Annotated in this window: 14 protein-coding genes; 7 read left to right on the forward strand and 7 right to left on the reverse strand. The window is 66.0% G+C overall.

Annotated elements, in window-relative coordinates; translation table 11 throughout:
- Positions 1-23 precede the first annotated feature (23 nt).
- The 3 genes from AC0Z2B_RS24665 to AC0Z2B_RS24675 all read right to left on the reverse strand — a co-directional run bounded on the left by AC0Z2B_RS24665 (position 24) and on the right by AC0Z2B_RS24675 (position 4,568).
- The gene (locus tag AC0Z2B_RS24665) at positions 24-1,625 is read right to left on the reverse strand and encodes a PqiB family protein (protein WP_476300085.1); all 1,602 of its coding nucleotides are present in this window, start codon (positions 1,623-1,625) and stop codon (positions 24-26) included.
- A 134-nt stretch (positions 1,626-1,759) separates the two neighbouring features.
- Positions 1,760-3,457 (reverse strand): NAD-dependent malic enzyme, encoded by a 1,698-nt coding sequence (locus AC0Z2B_RS24670; RefSeq protein ID WP_476300087.1) that lies wholly within the window; start codon positions 3,455-3,457, stop codon positions 1,760-1,762.
- A 205-nt stretch (positions 3,458-3,662) separates the two neighbouring features.
- The gene (locus AC0Z2B_RS24675) at positions 3,663-4,568 is read right to left on the reverse strand and encodes a LysR family transcriptional regulator (RefSeq protein ID WP_476300089.1); all 906 of its coding nucleotides are present in this window, start codon (positions 4,566-4,568) and stop codon (positions 3,663-3,665) included.
- An 87-nt stretch (positions 4,569-4,655) separates the two neighbouring features.
- Here AC0Z2B_RS24675 and AC0Z2B_RS24680 point away from each other — a divergent pair, with 87 nt between their 5' ends.
- From AC0Z2B_RS24680 to AC0Z2B_RS24690, 3 genes are all read left to right on the forward strand, one after another.
- Positions 4,656-5,444: an NAD(P)H-dependent oxidoreductase gene (locus AC0Z2B_RS24680; protein WP_476300091.1), complete on the forward strand. Its 789-nt coding sequence runs from the start codon at positions 4,656-4,658 to the stop codon at positions 5,442-5,444.
- Positions 5,445-5,597: 153 nt separating this feature from the next.
- Positions 5,598-6,581 (forward strand): aldo/keto reductase, encoded by a 984-nt coding sequence (locus AC0Z2B_RS24685; RefSeq protein WP_476300093.1) that lies wholly within the window; start codon positions 5,598-5,600, stop codon positions 6,579-6,581.
- A gap of 53 nt (positions 6,582-6,634) precedes the next feature.
- Positions 6,635-7,537: a LysR family transcriptional regulator gene (locus AC0Z2B_RS24690; RefSeq protein ID WP_476300095.1), complete on the forward strand. Its 903-nt coding sequence runs from the start codon at positions 6,635-6,637 to the stop codon at positions 7,535-7,537.
- 65 nt (positions 7,538-7,602) lie between these two features.
- Here the strand turns inward: AC0Z2B_RS24690 and AC0Z2B_RS24695 are convergent, their stop codons facing one another.
- Both AC0Z2B_RS24695 and AC0Z2B_RS24700 read right to left on the reverse strand, forming a co-directional pair.
- A complete protein-coding gene (locus tag AC0Z2B_RS24695) occupies positions 7,603-8,106 on the reverse strand; it encodes a GNAT family N-acetyltransferase (protein WP_416423875.1) in 504 nt (167 codons plus the stop codon).
- Between the two features lie 162 nt (positions 8,107-8,268).
- A complete protein-coding gene (locus AC0Z2B_RS24700; RefSeq protein WP_416423874.1) occupies positions 8,269-8,679 on the reverse strand; it encodes a RidA family protein in 411 nt (136 codons plus the stop codon).
- A gap of 142 nt (positions 8,680-8,821) precedes the next feature.
- On the opposite strand from AC0Z2B_RS24700, the gene AC0Z2B_RS24705 reads away from it, so the two are divergent.
- The 3 genes from AC0Z2B_RS24705 to AC0Z2B_RS24715 all read left to right on the forward strand — a co-directional run bounded on the left by AC0Z2B_RS24705 (position 8,822) and on the right by AC0Z2B_RS24715 (position 12,959).
- Complete coding sequence (locus AC0Z2B_RS24705) at positions 8,822-11,374, forward strand: sensor domain-containing protein (protein WP_476300097.1); 2,553 nt, start codon at positions 8,822-8,824, stop codon at positions 11,372-11,374.
- A gap of 242 nt (positions 11,375-11,616) precedes the next feature.
- Positions 11,617-12,312, forward strand: a complete 696-nt coding sequence (locus AC0Z2B_RS24710; protein WP_416423872.1) for a 3-oxoacid CoA-transferase subunit A — start codon at positions 11,617-11,619, stop codon at positions 12,310-12,312.
- An 8-nt stretch (positions 12,313-12,320) separates the two neighbouring features.
- Complete coding sequence (locus AC0Z2B_RS24715; protein WP_476300099.1) at positions 12,321-12,959, forward strand: 3-oxoacid CoA-transferase subunit B; 639 nt, start codon at positions 12,321-12,323, stop codon at positions 12,957-12,959.
- 59 nt (positions 12,960-13,018) lie between these two features.
- Here the strand turns inward: AC0Z2B_RS24715 and AC0Z2B_RS24720 are convergent, their stop codons facing one another.
- Entirely contained in the window at positions 13,019-14,020 is a 1,002-nt protein-coding gene (locus tag AC0Z2B_RS24720; protein ID WP_476300101.1) for a glycosyltransferase family 2 protein, read from the reverse strand.
- A gap of 264 nt (positions 14,021-14,284) precedes the next feature.
- Entirely contained in the window at positions 14,285-14,938 is a 654-nt protein-coding gene (locus AC0Z2B_RS24725) for a TetR/AcrR family transcriptional regulator (protein WP_476300103.1), read from the reverse strand.
- A gap of 92 nt (positions 14,939-15,030) precedes the next feature.
- On the opposite strand from AC0Z2B_RS24725, the gene AC0Z2B_RS24730 reads away from it, so the two are divergent.
- The gene (locus tag AC0Z2B_RS24730) at positions 15,031-15,684 is read left to right on the forward strand and encodes an O-methyltransferase (RefSeq protein ID WP_476300105.1); all 654 of its coding nucleotides are present in this window, start codon (positions 15,031-15,033) and stop codon (positions 15,682-15,684) included.
- Positions 15,685-16,319: the final 635 nt, after the last annotated feature.

Genomic DNA, 16,319 nt, shown 5'->3' on the forward strand with positions numbered 1-16,319 from the left:
GTCTGCAAAGGGTAAATTTTCGGTCAGTTTCGCGGCAGCGCCGTGGCTGCCGCCGGGTCGTCGGCCGCGCGCCCGCGCAGGAACAGTTCGGGGTAGCGGTTCCACAGGTCCAGCAGCGCCTGCACCGAGCGCGAAGCCTGCTTGATCTGCAGCGCCGTCTCGTCGAACTGCTCGCGTTGGGTCGCACCCTCGGCGACGCTATCGACCACGCCCTTGAAGGTTTGGTTCGCTTCCAACAGCGTATCGCGCAGTTGCGGCACCACCTGCTGGTTCACCTGCTGCACCACCAGCGGCAGCTGCTGCAGGCTGCGGGTGAAGTTTTCCGACAACTGCCGGGTGGGCAGGCGCCCGGCCATGGCCATGATCTGCTTGAGCTGGTCTTCCATCACCGACAGGCTGCCCGACACCGTCGGCACCTCCAGCGGCCGCGCTGCATAGTCGAACTTCACCGGCGCGGCGCCCGCCACGAAGCCCAGCAGGATGTACTTCTGCCCGGTCAGCAGATTGCCGGTGCGCGCCTGCCCCCGCATGCCGTGCTCGATAAAGCGCCCCACCAGCATGGCCGTGGTGCTTTCGTCGTCGCGGCCCAGGTCCTTGTGCAGTTTTTCGTGCACCGCGCCCAGGCGGTTGGGGTAGATCACCGCACCCACGTGGGTCACCGGCCGTTGCCGCGCGTCGTCGTAGTCCAGGCGTACCGAGGTGACCTGGCCAATGCTGACGCCAAAGAATTCCACCGGCGCGCCCACCGCCAGGCCGCGCACCGAGTCGTCGAAGTGCATCACCATGTAGCGGGCATAGCCCAAGGGCCGGGCCAGGGCGTCGTCGCGTTCGTCGAACAGGGTGAAGCGGCTGTTGGCCAGCGCCACGGGCGGGTTATCCGGGTACGCCGGGTTCTGGAACGCCACGGCGCCGTTGAGCACCGCGGCCAGGGACTCGATGTTCACCTCGCGGCCGCCCACGCCGACGTTGATGTCGACGCCGCTGGCGTTCCAGAACCGGCTGTTCTGGGTGACGAAGCGGTCGTTGGGCGCGCTGATGAACACCGTCACGTCGACGCCCTTGCCCTCGCTGCTCAAGCCACGGCCAATCACCCGGCCCACCTGCACGCGGCGGTAATACACCGGCGAGCCGACGTTCAGCGAACCCAGGTCGTCGGCATGCAGCACATAACGCGTGCCGGCCTCGCCGAAGCTGGTGGCGGGCGGGTGTTCCAGGCCAAGGAAATGATCGGCCTGCTCACCGTCGCGGCCGGCGTCGGCGCCGATGAAGCTGCCGCTGAGCAGGGTCTTGAGGCCGGAAATCTCGTTGAAGCCGATGCGCGGGCGCACCACCCAGAAACGCGTGCCCTTGTCGGCGAAGGCCTTGGCCGAGGCCTGCAGTTCGATGCTGACGTCCACGCGGTCGCGGTTCTTGTCGATATCGATGGCCACCACTTTGCCGATGGGCACGTGCTTGAACATCACCAGCGTGTGGTTGGCTTCCAGGCCCTCGGCGGTGCGAAAGCTGACGGTGATGCGCGGCCCCTGGCCGATGAAATGCCCGGTCAGCACCAGCACGGCGGTAATGGCCGCGGCCAGGGGCAGCAGCCAGAACAGCGAGAATCGGGAGTGCGGGCGCTCGCTCACGCAGCGGGTCCTGTGCGTTGGGTGTCACTGAGTAATAGGCGATGACCGGGCTTTCGGCCTGGCCACCGGACGAAAGACAGGCGAAAAAAACGGGCCTGACCAGGCCCGTTTTCACTCAGCTGGATAGCTGCAACTTATACCGCCGAGCGCCGGTAAAAGCGATAGCGCGGGAACCAGAAGTTGCGCTCGATGGCCGCCAGCAGCAGCTCCTCGGGCGTTTCCAGGGCCACGCCATCGGCCTGGGCCTGCTTGGCCACGGCCACGGCGATTTTCTTGCTCACCGCCTGGATGTCTTTCAGCGGCGGCAGCACCGCGTCACCGCTGCCGGTGACCACCGGTGAGCACTCGGCCAGGGCGTTGGAGGCGGCCATCAGCATGGCGTCGGTGATGCGCGTGGCCTTGGCAGCCACCACGCCCAGGCCGATGCCGGGGAAGATGTAGGCGTTGTTGCACTGGGCGATCGGCAGGCTGCGGCCGTTGATTTCCACCGGTGCGAACGGGCTGCCGGTGGCGACCAGGGCGTTGCCTTCGGTCCACTCCAGGACTTCGGCCGGGGTGGCCTCGACGCGCGAGGTGGGGTTGGACAGCGGCATGATCAGCGGCTGCTTGCAGTGGGCGTAGACCTCGCGCACCACGGCCTCGGTGAACAGGCCGCGCTGGCCCGAGACGCCGATGAGGATGGTTGGCTTGGCCTGTTTCACCACCTCCAGCAACGGCAGGCCGTTGTCGTCGCGCTGCCAGCCCTGCAGGGCGCTGGCGGTGTGCGCCAGGCGCATCTGGAAGTCGTGCAGGCCGGTCATGTCGTCGGTCAGCAGGCCGAAGCGGTCGACCATGAAGATGCGCTGGCGCGCCTCGCTTTCCGACAGGCCTTCGATCTGCATGGCTGCGACGATGTGCTCGGCAATACCACAACCCGCGGAACCGGCGCCGACGAAGGCCACCACCTGCTCGCCCAGCTTCTGGCCCTTGACCTTGCAGGCCGCCAGCAGCGTGCCCACGGCCACCGAGGCGGTGCCCTGGATGTCATCGTTGAAGCAGCACAGCTCGTCGCGGTACTTCTCCAGCAGCGGCATGGCGTTGGTTTGCGCGAAGTCCTCGAACTGCAACAGCACGCCCGGCCAGCGGCGCTTCACCGCCTGGATGAACAGGTCGACGAACTCGGCGTAGTCCTGGCCGGTGATGCGCGGGTGGCGCCAGCCCATGTACATGGGGTCGTCCAGCAGTTCCTGGTTGTTGGTGCCCACGTCCAGCACGATCGGCAGGGTGTAGGCCGGGCTGATGCCGCCGCAGGCGGTGTACAGCGACAGCTTGCCGATGGGGATGCCCATGCCGCCGATGCCCTGGTCGCCCAGGCCGAGGATGCGCTCGCTGTCGGTGACCACGATGATCTTCACCGAGTCCTTGGTGGCGCTGCGCAGGATGTCGTCGATGCGGTCACGGTCGGAGTAGGAGATGAACAGGCCGCGGTGGGTGCGGTAGATCTTGGAGAATTCCTGGCAGGCCTGGCCGACGGTGGGGGTGTAGATAATCGGCAGCATCTTGTCCAGATGCGATTCCAGCAGGCGGAAGAACAGGGTCTCGTTGTTGTCCTGGATGGAGCGCAGGTAGATGTGCTTGTCCAGGTCGCTGGCGCACTGCTCGTACTGGCGGTAGACGCGGTCCACCTGCTCTTCGATGGTCTCGACGTTCTGTGGCAGCAGGCCGATCAGGTTGAAGTCGATGCGTTCTTGCGGGGTGAAGGCGCTGCCCTTGTTCAGCAGCGGCATTTCCAGCAGCGAAGGGCCGGCGTAGGCGATGTACAGGGGGCGAGACTGGTTCGGCACATTTTTCATGGGTGATTTCCGTCATCAGGCAAAAGCACTCCGGCCAGGGTATCGCCGGCAGGCTGCACGCCCGTGACACCGCTGGAGAAGGCTTTTTGTATACACGTCAAAGCACCGATTAGCGCAATTTTGACACCCCTGCGTCAAGTTGCCACACCATGAAATTCTCGACAGGCCTGTTGTGGTGGCCCCGGACGCCGCCTGGCGGCAGCTGCTACAGGGGGTTGGTGCAGGCCTGGGCGATGTGCTCGCGCAACCAGCGGTGTGCCGGGTCGCGGTGGCAGCGCTCGGGCCAGAGCATGGTCATCTGGAAGCTTGCCACCGCCAGTGGTGGTTCCAGCACGCGCAGCTCGGGATCGCCACGCACCAGGCGCTCGGGCAGCAGCGCCACCAGGTCGCTGCTGGCCAGGGCATGGGGCACCAGAAGGAAATGCGGCACCGACAGCACCACCCGGCGGCTCAGGCCCAGCGCCGCCAGGGCGTTGTCGGTGGCGCCGCTGAAGCCGCCGCCATCGGGCGAGACGATCACCTGCTCAAGCTTGCAGAACTGCGCCAGGGTAGGCTTGCGCTTGAGCCGCGGGTGGCCCTTGCGCCCCACCAGCACGTAGCGTTCCTCGAACAGCACGCGGCTGCGCAGGCTTTCCGGCGAGTCGTCACGGGTGTGGAACGCCAGGTCCACCTCGCCCTCCTCGGCCTGCCGCGCCAGCCGCGCCGGCACCAGCTGCAACACCGCCACCCGCGTATGCGGGGCGGCGGCGCGCAGGCTGCCGAGGGCCGGCAGCAGGATGGTCGCGGTGCTTTTGTCCGAGGCTGCCAGGCGCCAGGTGTCCCGCGCCTGGGCCGGGTCAAACGGCGCCACGGGCGCCACTGCCTGCTCCAGCCCCGCCAGCGCCTGGCGCAGCGGCTCGCGCAGGGCCTGGGCCCGGGCCGTGGGGCGCATGCCACGGGGGCCCGGCAGCAACAGCGGGTCATCGAACACCTCGCGCAGCTTGGCCAGGTGCACGCTGATGGAGGGCTGCGAGTAGTTCAGGCGCTGCGCCGCGCGGGTCACGTTCTGCTCGCTGAGCAGCACGTCCAGGGTCACCAGCAGGTTCAGGTCCAGCTGCCGTAAATTAACCATGCCAATACCTGCAATATCAGTTATTCATTTCCACTATACCTCAGCCGGCGCGAGGATAGGCCCAACCCCACCCGCCCGGACCTGACCATGAACATTCTGATTGTCTACGCCCACCCCGAAGCCAAATCCCTCAACGGCGCGCTGAAGGATTTCAGCGTCGCCCACCTGCAGCAGGCCGGCCACCAGGTGCAGGTCTCGGACCTGTACGCCATGCACTGGAAGACCACGCTGGACGCCGACGACACCCAGCAGCGCCTGGACCCGCTGCACTTCGACGCCTCGAAAGAGTCCCGCCACGCCTTCGCCAACGGCCAGCAAAGTGCAGACATCGCCGCCGAACAGGCGAAGCTGTTATGGGCCGACGCGGTGATCTTCCAGTTCCCGCTGTGGTGGTTCTCGATGCCGGCGATCATGAAAGGCTGGTTCGACCGGGTGTACGCCTACGGTTTCGCCTACGGCGTGGGCGAACATTCCGACACCCGTTGGGGCAACCGCTACGGCGAGGGCTCGATGCAGGGCAAGCGCGCCATACTGGTGGTGACCAGCGGTGGCTGGGAGTCGCATTACAGCGAACGCGGTATCAACGGGCCCATGGCCGACCTGCTGTTCCCCATCCACCACGGCATGCTGCACTACCCCGGCTTCGACGTGCTGCCGCCGTTCCTGGTGCACCGCACCAGCCGCGTGGACGAGGACCGCTATGCCACGCTGGCCCATGCCTTGGGGCAGCGGCTGGATGCGTTGTTCAGCGAGACGCCGATCGCGTTCCGGGCGCAGAACGGCGGGGATTACCAGATTCCGCAGTTGACCCTGCGTGATGACGTGGCCCCCGGCGAGACCGGCTTCCACGCCCACGTGATGCGCCACCGCCCGTAGCAGTGGCCGCCAGGCCGCGTCCGGCCCTGACGCGGCCTGGCGGCCGCTGCTACATTCATGAGCCAGGCTCATAAGTTAATCCTGCAGGGGCGCCTTAATCAGCGCCGCCGCGGCTTGTAGCATGGGCTGCTCACCCACAAGGAGGCACCCACCATGCAAACCCGCCAACTCGGCAGCACCGGCTTGCAGGTCTCGGCCCTGGGCATGGGCTGCATGGGCCTGAGCTTCGGCTACGGCCCCGCCGTCGACCGCGCCACCGGCGTGCAATTGCTGCGCGCCGCCTTTGAACGCGGCGTGACCTTTTTCGACACCGCCGAATGCTACGGCCCGTTCACCAACGAGGAACTGCTGGGCGAAGCCCTCGCGCCGTTCCGCGACCAGGTCGTCATCGCCACCAAGTTCGGCTTTGAAAACGGCGACTCCAAACAGCCCCTCAACAGCCGCCCCGAGCGTATCCGTGCAGTGGCCGAAGCCTCGCTCAAGCGCCTGAAGACCGACCGCATCGATCTGTTCTACCAGCACCGGGTCGACCCCAACGTGCCCATGGAAGACGTGGCCGGCGCGGTCAAGGAGCTGATCGCCGAGGGCAAGGTCAAGCACTTCGGCCTCTCGGAGGCCGGGGTCGGCTCGATCCGTCGCGCCCACGCGGTGCAGCCGGTGGCGGCGTTGCAAAGCGAGTATTCGATGTGGTGGCGCGAGCCCGAGCGCGAGGTGCTGCCGACGCTGGCGGAACTGGGCATCGGCCTGGTGCCGTTCAGCCCGCTGGGCAAGGGCTTCCTGACGGGCGCCATCACCGAGACCACCACCTTTGACGCCAGCGACTTCCGCAACCAGGTGCCCCGCTTCAGCGAAGACAACCGCAAGGCCAACGCCGCGCTGGTCGAGGTGCTGGGCCAGATCGCCGAGCGCAAGCAGGCCACCCGCGCGCAGATCGCCCTGGCCTGGCTGCTGGCCCAGGCGCCGTGGATCGTGCCTATTCCGGGCACCACTAAGCTGCATCGCCTGGAGGAAAACACCGGTGCCGCCAGCGTGGTGCTGGGCGCCGACGACCTGGCGGCCATCCAGGTGGCGCTGGACGGTATCACCGTGGCAGGTGACCGCTACCCGGCCCATTTGCAGAAGCGCGTAGGCGGTTGATGCCACGCGGCCCCTGCTAGAATGGGGGGCCGCCCCCTGAAGGAATCGCCTCAATGCTGCGCGAGAACGCCAACGACCTGCTTGCCTTTCTCGCGGTGGCCCGCGAGCGAAGCTTTACCAAGGCGGCAGCCAAGATCGGCGTGTCGCAATCGGCGCTGAGCCACACCATCCGCGGCCTGGAAGCGCGGCTGGGCCTGCGCCTGCTGATTCGCACCACCCGCAGCGTGTCGCCCACCGAGGCCGGGCAACGGCTGTTGCAGACCGTAGGCCCGCATTTCGAGGAAATCGAGATCCAGCTGGCCGCCCTCAGCGACCTGCGCGACCGCCCCGCCGGCAACCTGCGCATCAACGCTTCGGACTACTCCCTGGATACGGTGCTGCGGCCCAGGCTCAGGACTTTCCTGCAGCAGTACCCGGACATCAAGGTCGAGGTGTGCTGCGACAACGGCCTGGTGGACATCGCCGCCCAGGGCTTCGACGCCGGCGTGCGCCTGGGCGAGCAGGTGGCCGAAGGCATGATCGCCACGCGCATCAGCGCCGACATGCGCATGGCGGTGGTGGGCACGCCCGGGCATTTCGCCCGCTACCCCAAGCCGCTGACGCCCCGCGACCTCACCGCCCACCCGTGCAACAACCTGCGCCTGGCCACCCACGGCGGGCTGTACGCCTGGGAGTTCGCCAAGGGCGGCGAAAGCCTGAACGTGAAAGTGACCGGCCAGGTCATCCACAACGGCGTCTACCAGTTGCTGGCGGCGGCAGTGGATGGGCTGGGGCTCAGCTACGTGCCGGAAGACCTGTGCGCGCCTTATTTCCAGCGCGGTGAACTGGTGCGCGTGCTGGAGGACTGGAGCCCGGCGTTTGCCGGCTTTCACCTGTACTACCCCAGCCGGCGCCAGGCTTCGCCGGCGTTCGCGTTGTTGGTCGAGGCCTTGCGGCACCCTGTCCCGTCCCTGTGACGCAGCCTGCGGCGGCTGCTACGGGGCGGCGCATGGGGCTCCTGTAGCAGCGGCCAACGGCCGCGTCAGTGCATCACCCGCGTGACCAGGAAATTCGCCAGATCCGGCTCGTCATCCAGCTCGATGGCCCGCGCCGGGCGCGGCAGTTCTTCCAGCACCGAGTCCCAGAACGCCATGGCCGCATCATCCTGGCGGTAGTAGCGCACCAGCCAGTTCTCGTGGCCGCCCATCAGCACCTGGGTGACCAACGCCTTGCCAATGCCCTTGCGGCGGTAGCGCTTGAGGATGAACAGGTCGGCCAGCTCCAGGGCGTCGATGCCCGGCAGCTCGCTGCGCTCCACCAGCAGGAAACCGGCCACGCAGCCGTTGACCAGCAGCAGGTTGGCGCTCCAGTCCTGCTCGTGCCAGTAGCGCATCAGGTGTTCGTCGTGGATGTAGTAGCGGCCGTCATCGTCGACGTCCTCCTGCTCCCAGTCGGAAGACTCATAGGCGTAGAACTGGTACAGGTTGCGGATCAGCTGTGCCTGGTCCACCTGGGTGGGCAGCAGCTCGACGGTGAAATCGTTCATGGCTGGAGCTCCCGGGCAGGAGAGCATGGCGCGTGGCAGGCGAAAATCGAAGGCATGGAGTTCCCGGTAAAAATGACCATGGCGCGGGCCCGAACGGGCCGCGCGGTTTTGCAGGGCGCTATTGTTTACAAAAGCGCCGCGCATTGCCATGGGCAAATAACATCAAGCCAACGCGGCCATGGCCTCCACCTCGATCAGCATGCCTTCCAGCGCCAGGCGCGGCACCGGGATCAGCGTGCAGGCAGGCTTCATGGCCGTGCCCCAGGCCTCGTCCGCCGCGGCCACCCAGGCGCGCAGCCGGGCATCGTCGTGGTCGACGATCAGCAGGGTCAGCTTGAACACGTCGGCCAGCGTCGCGCCCTGGGACTGCAGCGCCACCTGCACGTTGGCCAGGGCCTGGCGCGCCTGCGCGGCGAAGTCGGCGGGCAGCACACCGTCGCGGTCCTCGCCGCCCTGCCCGGCCAGGAAAATCATGCGCGCCTGGGTGGGCACGCTGGCCACGTGGGAATAGGCGTTCGGGGCGGGGTCGTAAAGGCCCGGTGGGTTGGACAATTCGAAGGCGCTGCGGCTCATGGCGTGTATTCCCTGACAAAATGAAATGGCAGTATTGCACGCCACCGTTCTGCAGCCACGGCATAAACCCGGCGCTATACTCAGCACTCATGAGCGGCACGGATGCCGGCAGCCTTCCGTTTGCCGCAAGCAGGCCGTGCACATGACACCCGATACCGCAAGCGTCACCGCCAACGCCGTCCAACTGGCCGCCCTGCACCGGGTGATGGCCATGGCCTGGTTCAGCCCCGAGGGCACCCTGCTCGACGCCAACGCCAACTACCAGGCCCTGCTGGGCTATGGCGGGGTGGACCTGCGCGGCCGCCATCACAGCGCGTTCTGCCCGCCAAGCTTGGTGAACAGCGGCGAATATGCGGCGTTCTGGCAGAGCCTGCGCGACGGCGGCTCGCGCTCGGGCGTAGCCGAGCGGCTGCGCCGCGATGGCAGCAGCTGCTGGCTGGAGGCGACCTACCTGCCGGTGCTGGATGAAAACGGACAGGTGGCGCAGATCCTCAAAATCGCCACCGACATTACCGCGCGGCTGGAGCAGGAACGCGCCCAGCAGGAGCGCCTGAAGCTGCTGTCGATCGCCGCCGAGGTCAGTGACACCGCCGCGGTGATCACCGACCGCCAGGGGCTGATCACCTACACCAACAGCGGCTTCGGGCAGATGTTCGGCTGGAGCGACCACGAGGTCTGGGGCTGCGACCCTGCCCAGCTGCTGGCGCCGCGCGAGGACTCCAGCGCCGAGGACGGCGGCCACCGCGAGGCCATCGTCACCGGCAAGCAGGGCCAACGCTACTGGGCGCGCATGACCAGCAGCCCGATCGTGGATGACAACGGCCGCCTGCAGCACACCGTCACCCTGTTCACCGACATCACCGAAAGCAAGATCCATCGTGCCCTGCAGCATCAGGTGCTGGAAGCGGTGGCCCGCGAGCAGCCGCTGACCGAGGTGCTGGAGCTGATCTGCCTTGAGGTGGAGCGCATCGCCCCCGAGGTCACCGCCTCGATCCTGGCGGTGGACGACCAGGGCCAACTGCACTCCCTGGCCGCGCCCAGCCTGGACCCCGAATACTGCCGCCAGCTCAACGGCCTGAGCATCGGCCCCAAGGTGGGCTCGTGCGGCACCGCGGCCTGGCGCAACGAAGCGGTGCGCATCGACAACATCGCCGAAGACCCGCTGTGGGCCGACTTTCTCTACCTGGCCCTGCCGCTGGGCATCATCGGCAGCTGGTCAACGCCCATCCGCAACAGCGAAGGCCAGCCCATCGGCACCTTCGCCTTCTACTTCCATGCGCCGCGCAACGCCCACGCCGAAGCCTTCCACCAGCGCCTGGTGGACGCCTGCGCCAACCTCTGCGCCCTGGCGCTGGAGCGCGACGCGTCGCGCCATCGCATCCGCCAGCTGGCGTTCTACGACGGCCTCACCGGCCTGCCCAACCGCACCTTCCTGCAGACCCGCGCCGACGCCATCATCGCCAGCGGCGCCGGCAAGGCGCACCCGGTGGCGGTGCTGTTCATCAACCTCGACCGCTTCACCCAGGTCAACGACTCCCTGGGCCACCCGGCCGGCGACGAGCTGCTGCGCCAGGTGGCGGCGCGCCTGCGCCACGAGTTGACCGAGGCCGACATTGCCGCGCGGCTGTCGGCCGATGAGTTCGTGGTGCTGCTCACTGACGGCGATGCCGAGCACGCCGCCCTGACGGTGGAGCGCCTGCAGGCGCTGCTCAGCCAGCCCATGACTATCGCCCAGACCAGCCTGAGCATCACCGCCAGCGTCGGCATCGCCCTGTACCCGCTGGACGGCGCCACCATGGAAAGCCTGCTGCACCGCGCCGACATCGCCATGCACCAGGCCAAGAACAGCGGCCGCGGCGCCTTCCGTTTCTTCAGCCACGAGATGAACAGCGTCGCCCGCGAGCACCTGGCGCTGGAGTCGGCGCTGCGTCAGGCCATCGCCCACCGCCAGCTGCACCTGCACTACCAACCCCAGGTCGAACTGGCCAGCGGCCGCCTGTACGGCGTAGAGGCCCTGGCGCGCTGGCGCCACCCGCAGCTGGGCGATATCCCGCCAGGCCGCTTCATCCCGCTGGCCGAGGAAAGCGGGCTGATCGACGAGCTGGGCCGCTGGGCCCTGGACGAGGCCTGCCGGCAACTGGCGGCGTGGCGCGCCCAGGGTGTGGACGTGCCGTCGGTGGCGGTCAATTTGTCCTCGGTGAGCTTCCACCGCCTGGACCTGGCGACGCTGGTGGACACCCTGCTGCACCGCCACCACCTGGCGCCCAAGGATCTGATCATCGAACTGACCGAGAGCATCCTGCTGGACAGCAACCCCAGCACCCTGGACACCATCCAGCGCATTCAGGCGCGCGGCATCCGCCTGTCCATGGACGACTTCGGCACCGGCTATTCCAGCCTCAGCTACCTGCGGCGCCTGCCTTTCCACGAGCTGAAACTGGACCGCAGCTTCGTCGCCGACCTGGACCACAGTGAGGCCGCCCGCGCCCTCAGCCAGGCCATCCTGGGGGTGGGCCAGAGCCTGCACCTGACCCTGGTGGCCGAAGGCATCGAAACCCACTCGCAGCGCGCACGCCTGCAGGAACAAGGCTACCCGGTGGGCCAGGGCTACCTGTTCTCGCCGCCCCTGGCGCCGGTCGCGCTGGAGGCGTGGCTCAAGCAATGGGCGCGGCGCCAGGCGCCGTCGATGAGCTGAAGGCGGTAAAAAGCGGCCTTATATCGCACAACAGTCCGATAATCGCACCAATTCAGCTTCAGGCACTCTCCCCCCACCCCCGTTTTGCGGCACGCTATAGCCATGACGCCAAGCGCCGCCCATTGGGCGCCTGGCGTCGCTGCCGACAGCGCTTCGGCTAAATTGATAACAAGAAGACGTGGCCATTGCCCGTGGCCCGTGCCTTGACTCATTCACACTCCAGGAAAAACCAGGAGCTCGCTTTGATCAATAAAACGTTTGAGTCCGTCGCTGCCGCGGTGGAAGGGATTGCCGACGGTTCGGTCATCATGGTGGGTGGCTTCGGCACCGCCGGCATGCCTTCGGAGCTGGTCGATGGCGTGATCGCCACCGGTGCCCGCGACCTGACCATCATCAGCAACAACGCCGGCAACGGCGAGGTTGGCCTGGCCGCGCTGCTGAAAGCCGGCTGCGTGCGCAAGGTGATCTGTTCGTTCCCGCGCCAGTCCGACTCTTATGTGTTCGACGAGCTGTACCGCGCCGGCAAGGTCGAGCTGGAAGTGGTACCCCAGGGCAACCTGGCCGAGCGTATCCGCGCCGCGGGCTCGGGCATTGGTGCGTTCTTCTCGCCAACCGGCTACGGCACCCTGCTGGCCGAAGGCAAGGAAACCCGCGTCATCGACGGCCGCAACTACGTGCTGGAAATGCCGCTGCACGCCGACATCGCGCTGATCAAGGCCTACAAGGGCGACCGCTGGGGCAACCTGGTGTACCGCAAGGCCGCACGCAACTTCGGCCCGATCATGGCCATGGCCGCCAAGACCGCCATCGCGCAGGTCAATGAAATCGTCGAACTGGGTGAACTGGACCCTGAGCACATCATCACGCCGGGCATCTTCGTCCAGCGCGTGGTCGCCGTGCCGACCTACCCTGTTTCTTCGACCGCCAAAGCCGTTTGAGGCCCGCCATGACCCTGAAAAAACTCTCGCGTAACGAAATGGCCCAACGCGTGGCCGAAGACATCAAAGAAGGCGCCTACGTCAACCTGGGCATCGGCGTGCCGACCCTGGTGGCCAACTACCTGGGCGACAAGGAAGTGTTCCTGCACAGCGAAAACGGCGTGCTGGGCATGGGCCCAAGCCCGGCCGAAGGCGAAGAGGACGACGACCTGATCAACGCCGGCAAGCAGCACGTGACCCTGCTCACCGGCGGCGCCTTCTTCCACCACGCCGACTCGTTCTCGATGATGCGCGGCGGCCACATCGACATCGCCGTGCTGGGCGCCTTCCAGGTGTCGGTCAAGGGCGACCTGGCCAACTGGCACACCGGCGCCGAGGGGTCGATCCCGGCCGTGGGCGGCGCCATGGACCTGGCCACCGGCGCACGCCAGGTGTTCGTGATGATGGACCACCTGACCAAGACCGGCGAAAGCAAGCTGGTGCCCGAGTGCACCTACCCGCTGACCGGCATCGGTTGCGTGAGCCGCATCTACACCGACCTGGCCATTCTGGACGTCACCAGCGACGGCCTGAAAGTGCGCGAGATCGTTGCGGACATCAGCTTCGAAGAGCTGGAGAAGCTGAGCGGCGTGCCGCTGATCAAGTAAGCAGGCGCTGCCATTCCTGTAGCCGCTGCCTGGCAGCAGTGGCTACAGGGGGCGGCACTTCAACACCTGCGTAGCCGGCGCCTGAACAGGCGCAGCCTGTGCCTGAACTGTTGATAGTGGTAGAACAGTTCCGGCAGCCAGAGCACAGCACGGCTGTGCAGCGTTACACCACAGCCTTTCACATCCTTGCGCGTGAGCGAAAAAAAACGCGCGGGCACAGGCACAGCGTTTTTCACGCACAACATGAGAAGTGTCTTCACGTTTTGCTCCATGTAGCTCAACGCCACATCCCTGCCCTTGTAAAACGTATCCACATGCAGTTTCAAGGCACCCAGCGTGTCTCGATAGGCTTCATTGGCAGCGAAAACGTACGCCAGGTCCTTGGTGCAGCGCGTGAGTGAGCCTGGGCGCACACGTTGATAATACAAACTGTCGTTCAACGAGAAAGTCTTGCCGCTGTAGAGATAGATATTCATGCTGAACCAGTGATCTTCGTGAACGCGGCCAACGAAGCGGACGGGAAACTTCTGGCACACTGAACGCTTGAAGATGAATTGGCAGGTGGACGCACTGTGCTTGCGCGCAATGACTAAATCCTGCAACAGGCACTTCCCCGACTCCAACCACCCTGGGCGGGCCGAAGCGGTAGTTCGGCGAAGGAACCTGCGCCTGCCGCTTTCATCCACGAAGGCACGCATCGAAAAGTAATAAAGTTCCAGCCCTGCATCAATATCAAGTTGCCGTTGGAACCCTTCGAACATATCTGTGCGCACGACATCATCCGGGTCGCAAAAATAGACGAAATCACCTTGAGCCACACTCAAGCCTTTTAGCCTTGCCGCCCCAACCCCCTGATTACTCTGGCTATGCACCGCCAATAGCTCACACCCTGCGTACCGCGACTGCAACAGTTCCAGCGTACCGTCGGTTGAGCCATCATTGATGACAATGATCTCATACGGCAGTACCGTCTGTTGCAGCAGCGAGTCCAGCGCCTCCTCAATAAAACCCACGACATTATAGACTGGCAGTATTACCGATATTCCCTTATAGACACGCACACCTATTAACCCATGAAAATTCTGCAACGTACATCACTATGAAACCGCCGTATTCATCATGAACACCCAACTTCATACCGACCGCGTGACGCCACCTTCCTGATGACTTCATCCGTGCAAGCACATTCAAACTACAGCCTTTAACTAGCCGCACCGCCCTGTTTCCAGCGACGAAAAAGACTATCGGCAGGCCAATAAAGGTGCAACAAAACAAAAGTAACACTGGCCGCCAATGTGTATCAGGATACTTCCTCCACCTGACGCCTATTGGGCTTGATGCGCAGCGCCCGCGCCTTTCAACCCAATCAGGTACGCACAAAACATATCCCCCATCGCCGCCGCATACGCCTCGATCTGCGCCGGCGTGCGTGGTGTTTCGGAAAAGCGTTTGCCCACCCCGCTCAAGGTCGCGAGTATCAACTCTGCGGCCAGCCCACGTGCCGCGTCATCAACGTCCGGCAGCAGGTCGAGCAGGAAGCGCTGGAACGCGCCCTCGCCCGCCGCCCTCGCCGCCTGGGCTTCGGGCGCGTTGCGGTACAGCGGCGCGGCGTCGTCCAAGGCTATGCGCATGGCGGCCTCGTCGCATTCGGACTGAATGAACGCGTGCACCAACTGCCGCAAGCGCTGCAAGGGCGGCGCGGCGGCGTCGGCAAGTAGGGCGCTGAGCAGGTCGCTGGTCTGGCGCCATTCCTCGCTTTGCAGGCGGAACAGGATCGCGGCCTTGTTGGGGAAGTACTGGTACAGCGAGCCGATGCTCACGCCGGCCTTCTCCGCCACGCGGGCGGTGGTGAAGCGCTGGGCGCCTTCCTGGGCCAAAACCTGAGTGGCGGCCTGGAGAATGACCGCCACCAGCTCGGTGGAACGGGCCTGGCGCGGCTGTTTGCGCTGTGAAATCGGGGGCGCGGGGCGTTCGCTCATGGGGGGCCTGGGAATGCGAATAGAAAATGTGATGGATTGATCGCATTCTAGACCCACACCCACACCGCTGCACACTCACCCTGGAGAATGCGATGAATACCCTGACTTGCGCCCCCCTCGCCGCCCTGCTGGAGCGCCTGTTCGACGAGGCCGACGCCTACCACCCGGACATGTCGCAACTGCCAGCCGAGCAGCTGGCGCAGCTGATGCAAAGCAAGACGGGTTACCGCGAGCTGTACAGCCGCCTCAAGGACTTCGCCCTGCCCGTGTCGCGCGCCACCGGCAAGCTGCTGTACCTGCTGGCGCGCAGCAGCCAGGCGACGACCATCGTCGAGTTCGGCACCTCGTTCGGGCTCTCTACCCTGCACCTGGCCGCAGCCCTGCAGGACAACGGCGGCGGCCGGCTGATCACCAGCGAGTTCGAGCCGTCCAAGGTCGCCATCGCCCGGCAGAATCTGAGCGCCGGCGGGCTGCTGGACCTGGTGGAAATCCGCGAAGGCGATGCCCTGCAGACCTTGAGCCGCGACCTGCCTGCGCAGATCGACCTGGTGCTGCTGGACGGCGCCAAGGCGCTGTACCCGGAGATCCTGGCGCTGCTGGAAAGCCGCCTGAAGCCCGGCGCGCTGATCGTCGCCGACAACGCCGACCACAGCCCCGAGTACCTGGCAAAGGTGAGCTCCACGGCCAGCGGCTACCTGTCGTTGCCGTTCGCCGAGGACGTGGAGCTGTCGATGCGCACCCCGTAACACCGACCGCAGGCTGCGCTGGCCTTCCCCACGCTGAAAACCTTCAGCGCACGCCGGGACCAGCGCAGCCTGCCGGCAGCGGCTACAGATCGCGCACCGCACCTGTAGCAGCGGCCAAGGGCCGCGTCCGAACACACTGCGCATCCCCAGGCATACCGCGCCATGGCAGGACGCAGCCTGCAGCAGCTTGTAGCCGCTGCCGAAGGCTGCGCTGGCCTTCCCCACGCTGAAAACCTTCAGTGCACGCCGGGACCAGCGCAGCCTGCCGGGAGCGGCTACAGATCGCGCACCGCACCTGTAGCAGCGGCCAAGGGCCGCGTCCGAACACACCGCGCATCCCCAGGCATACCGCGCCATGGCAGGACGCAGCCTGCGGCAGCTGCTACGCGGGTTCGGTGTAGCCGCTGCCGAAGGCTGCGCTGGCCCTTCCCCACGCTGAAAACCTTCAGTGCACGCCGGGACCAGCGCAGCCTGGCGGCGGCGGCTACAGATCGCGCACCGAACCTGTAGCAGCGGCCAAGGGCCGCGTCCGAACACACCGCGCATCCCCAGGCATACCGCGCCATGGCAGGACGCAGCCTGCGGCAGCTGCTACGCGGGTTCGGTGTAGCCGCGTCCGCTAGGCGCGGGGGCCC

The sequence above is a fragment of the Pseudomonas sp. GYB4201 genome, assembly GCF_056312595.1.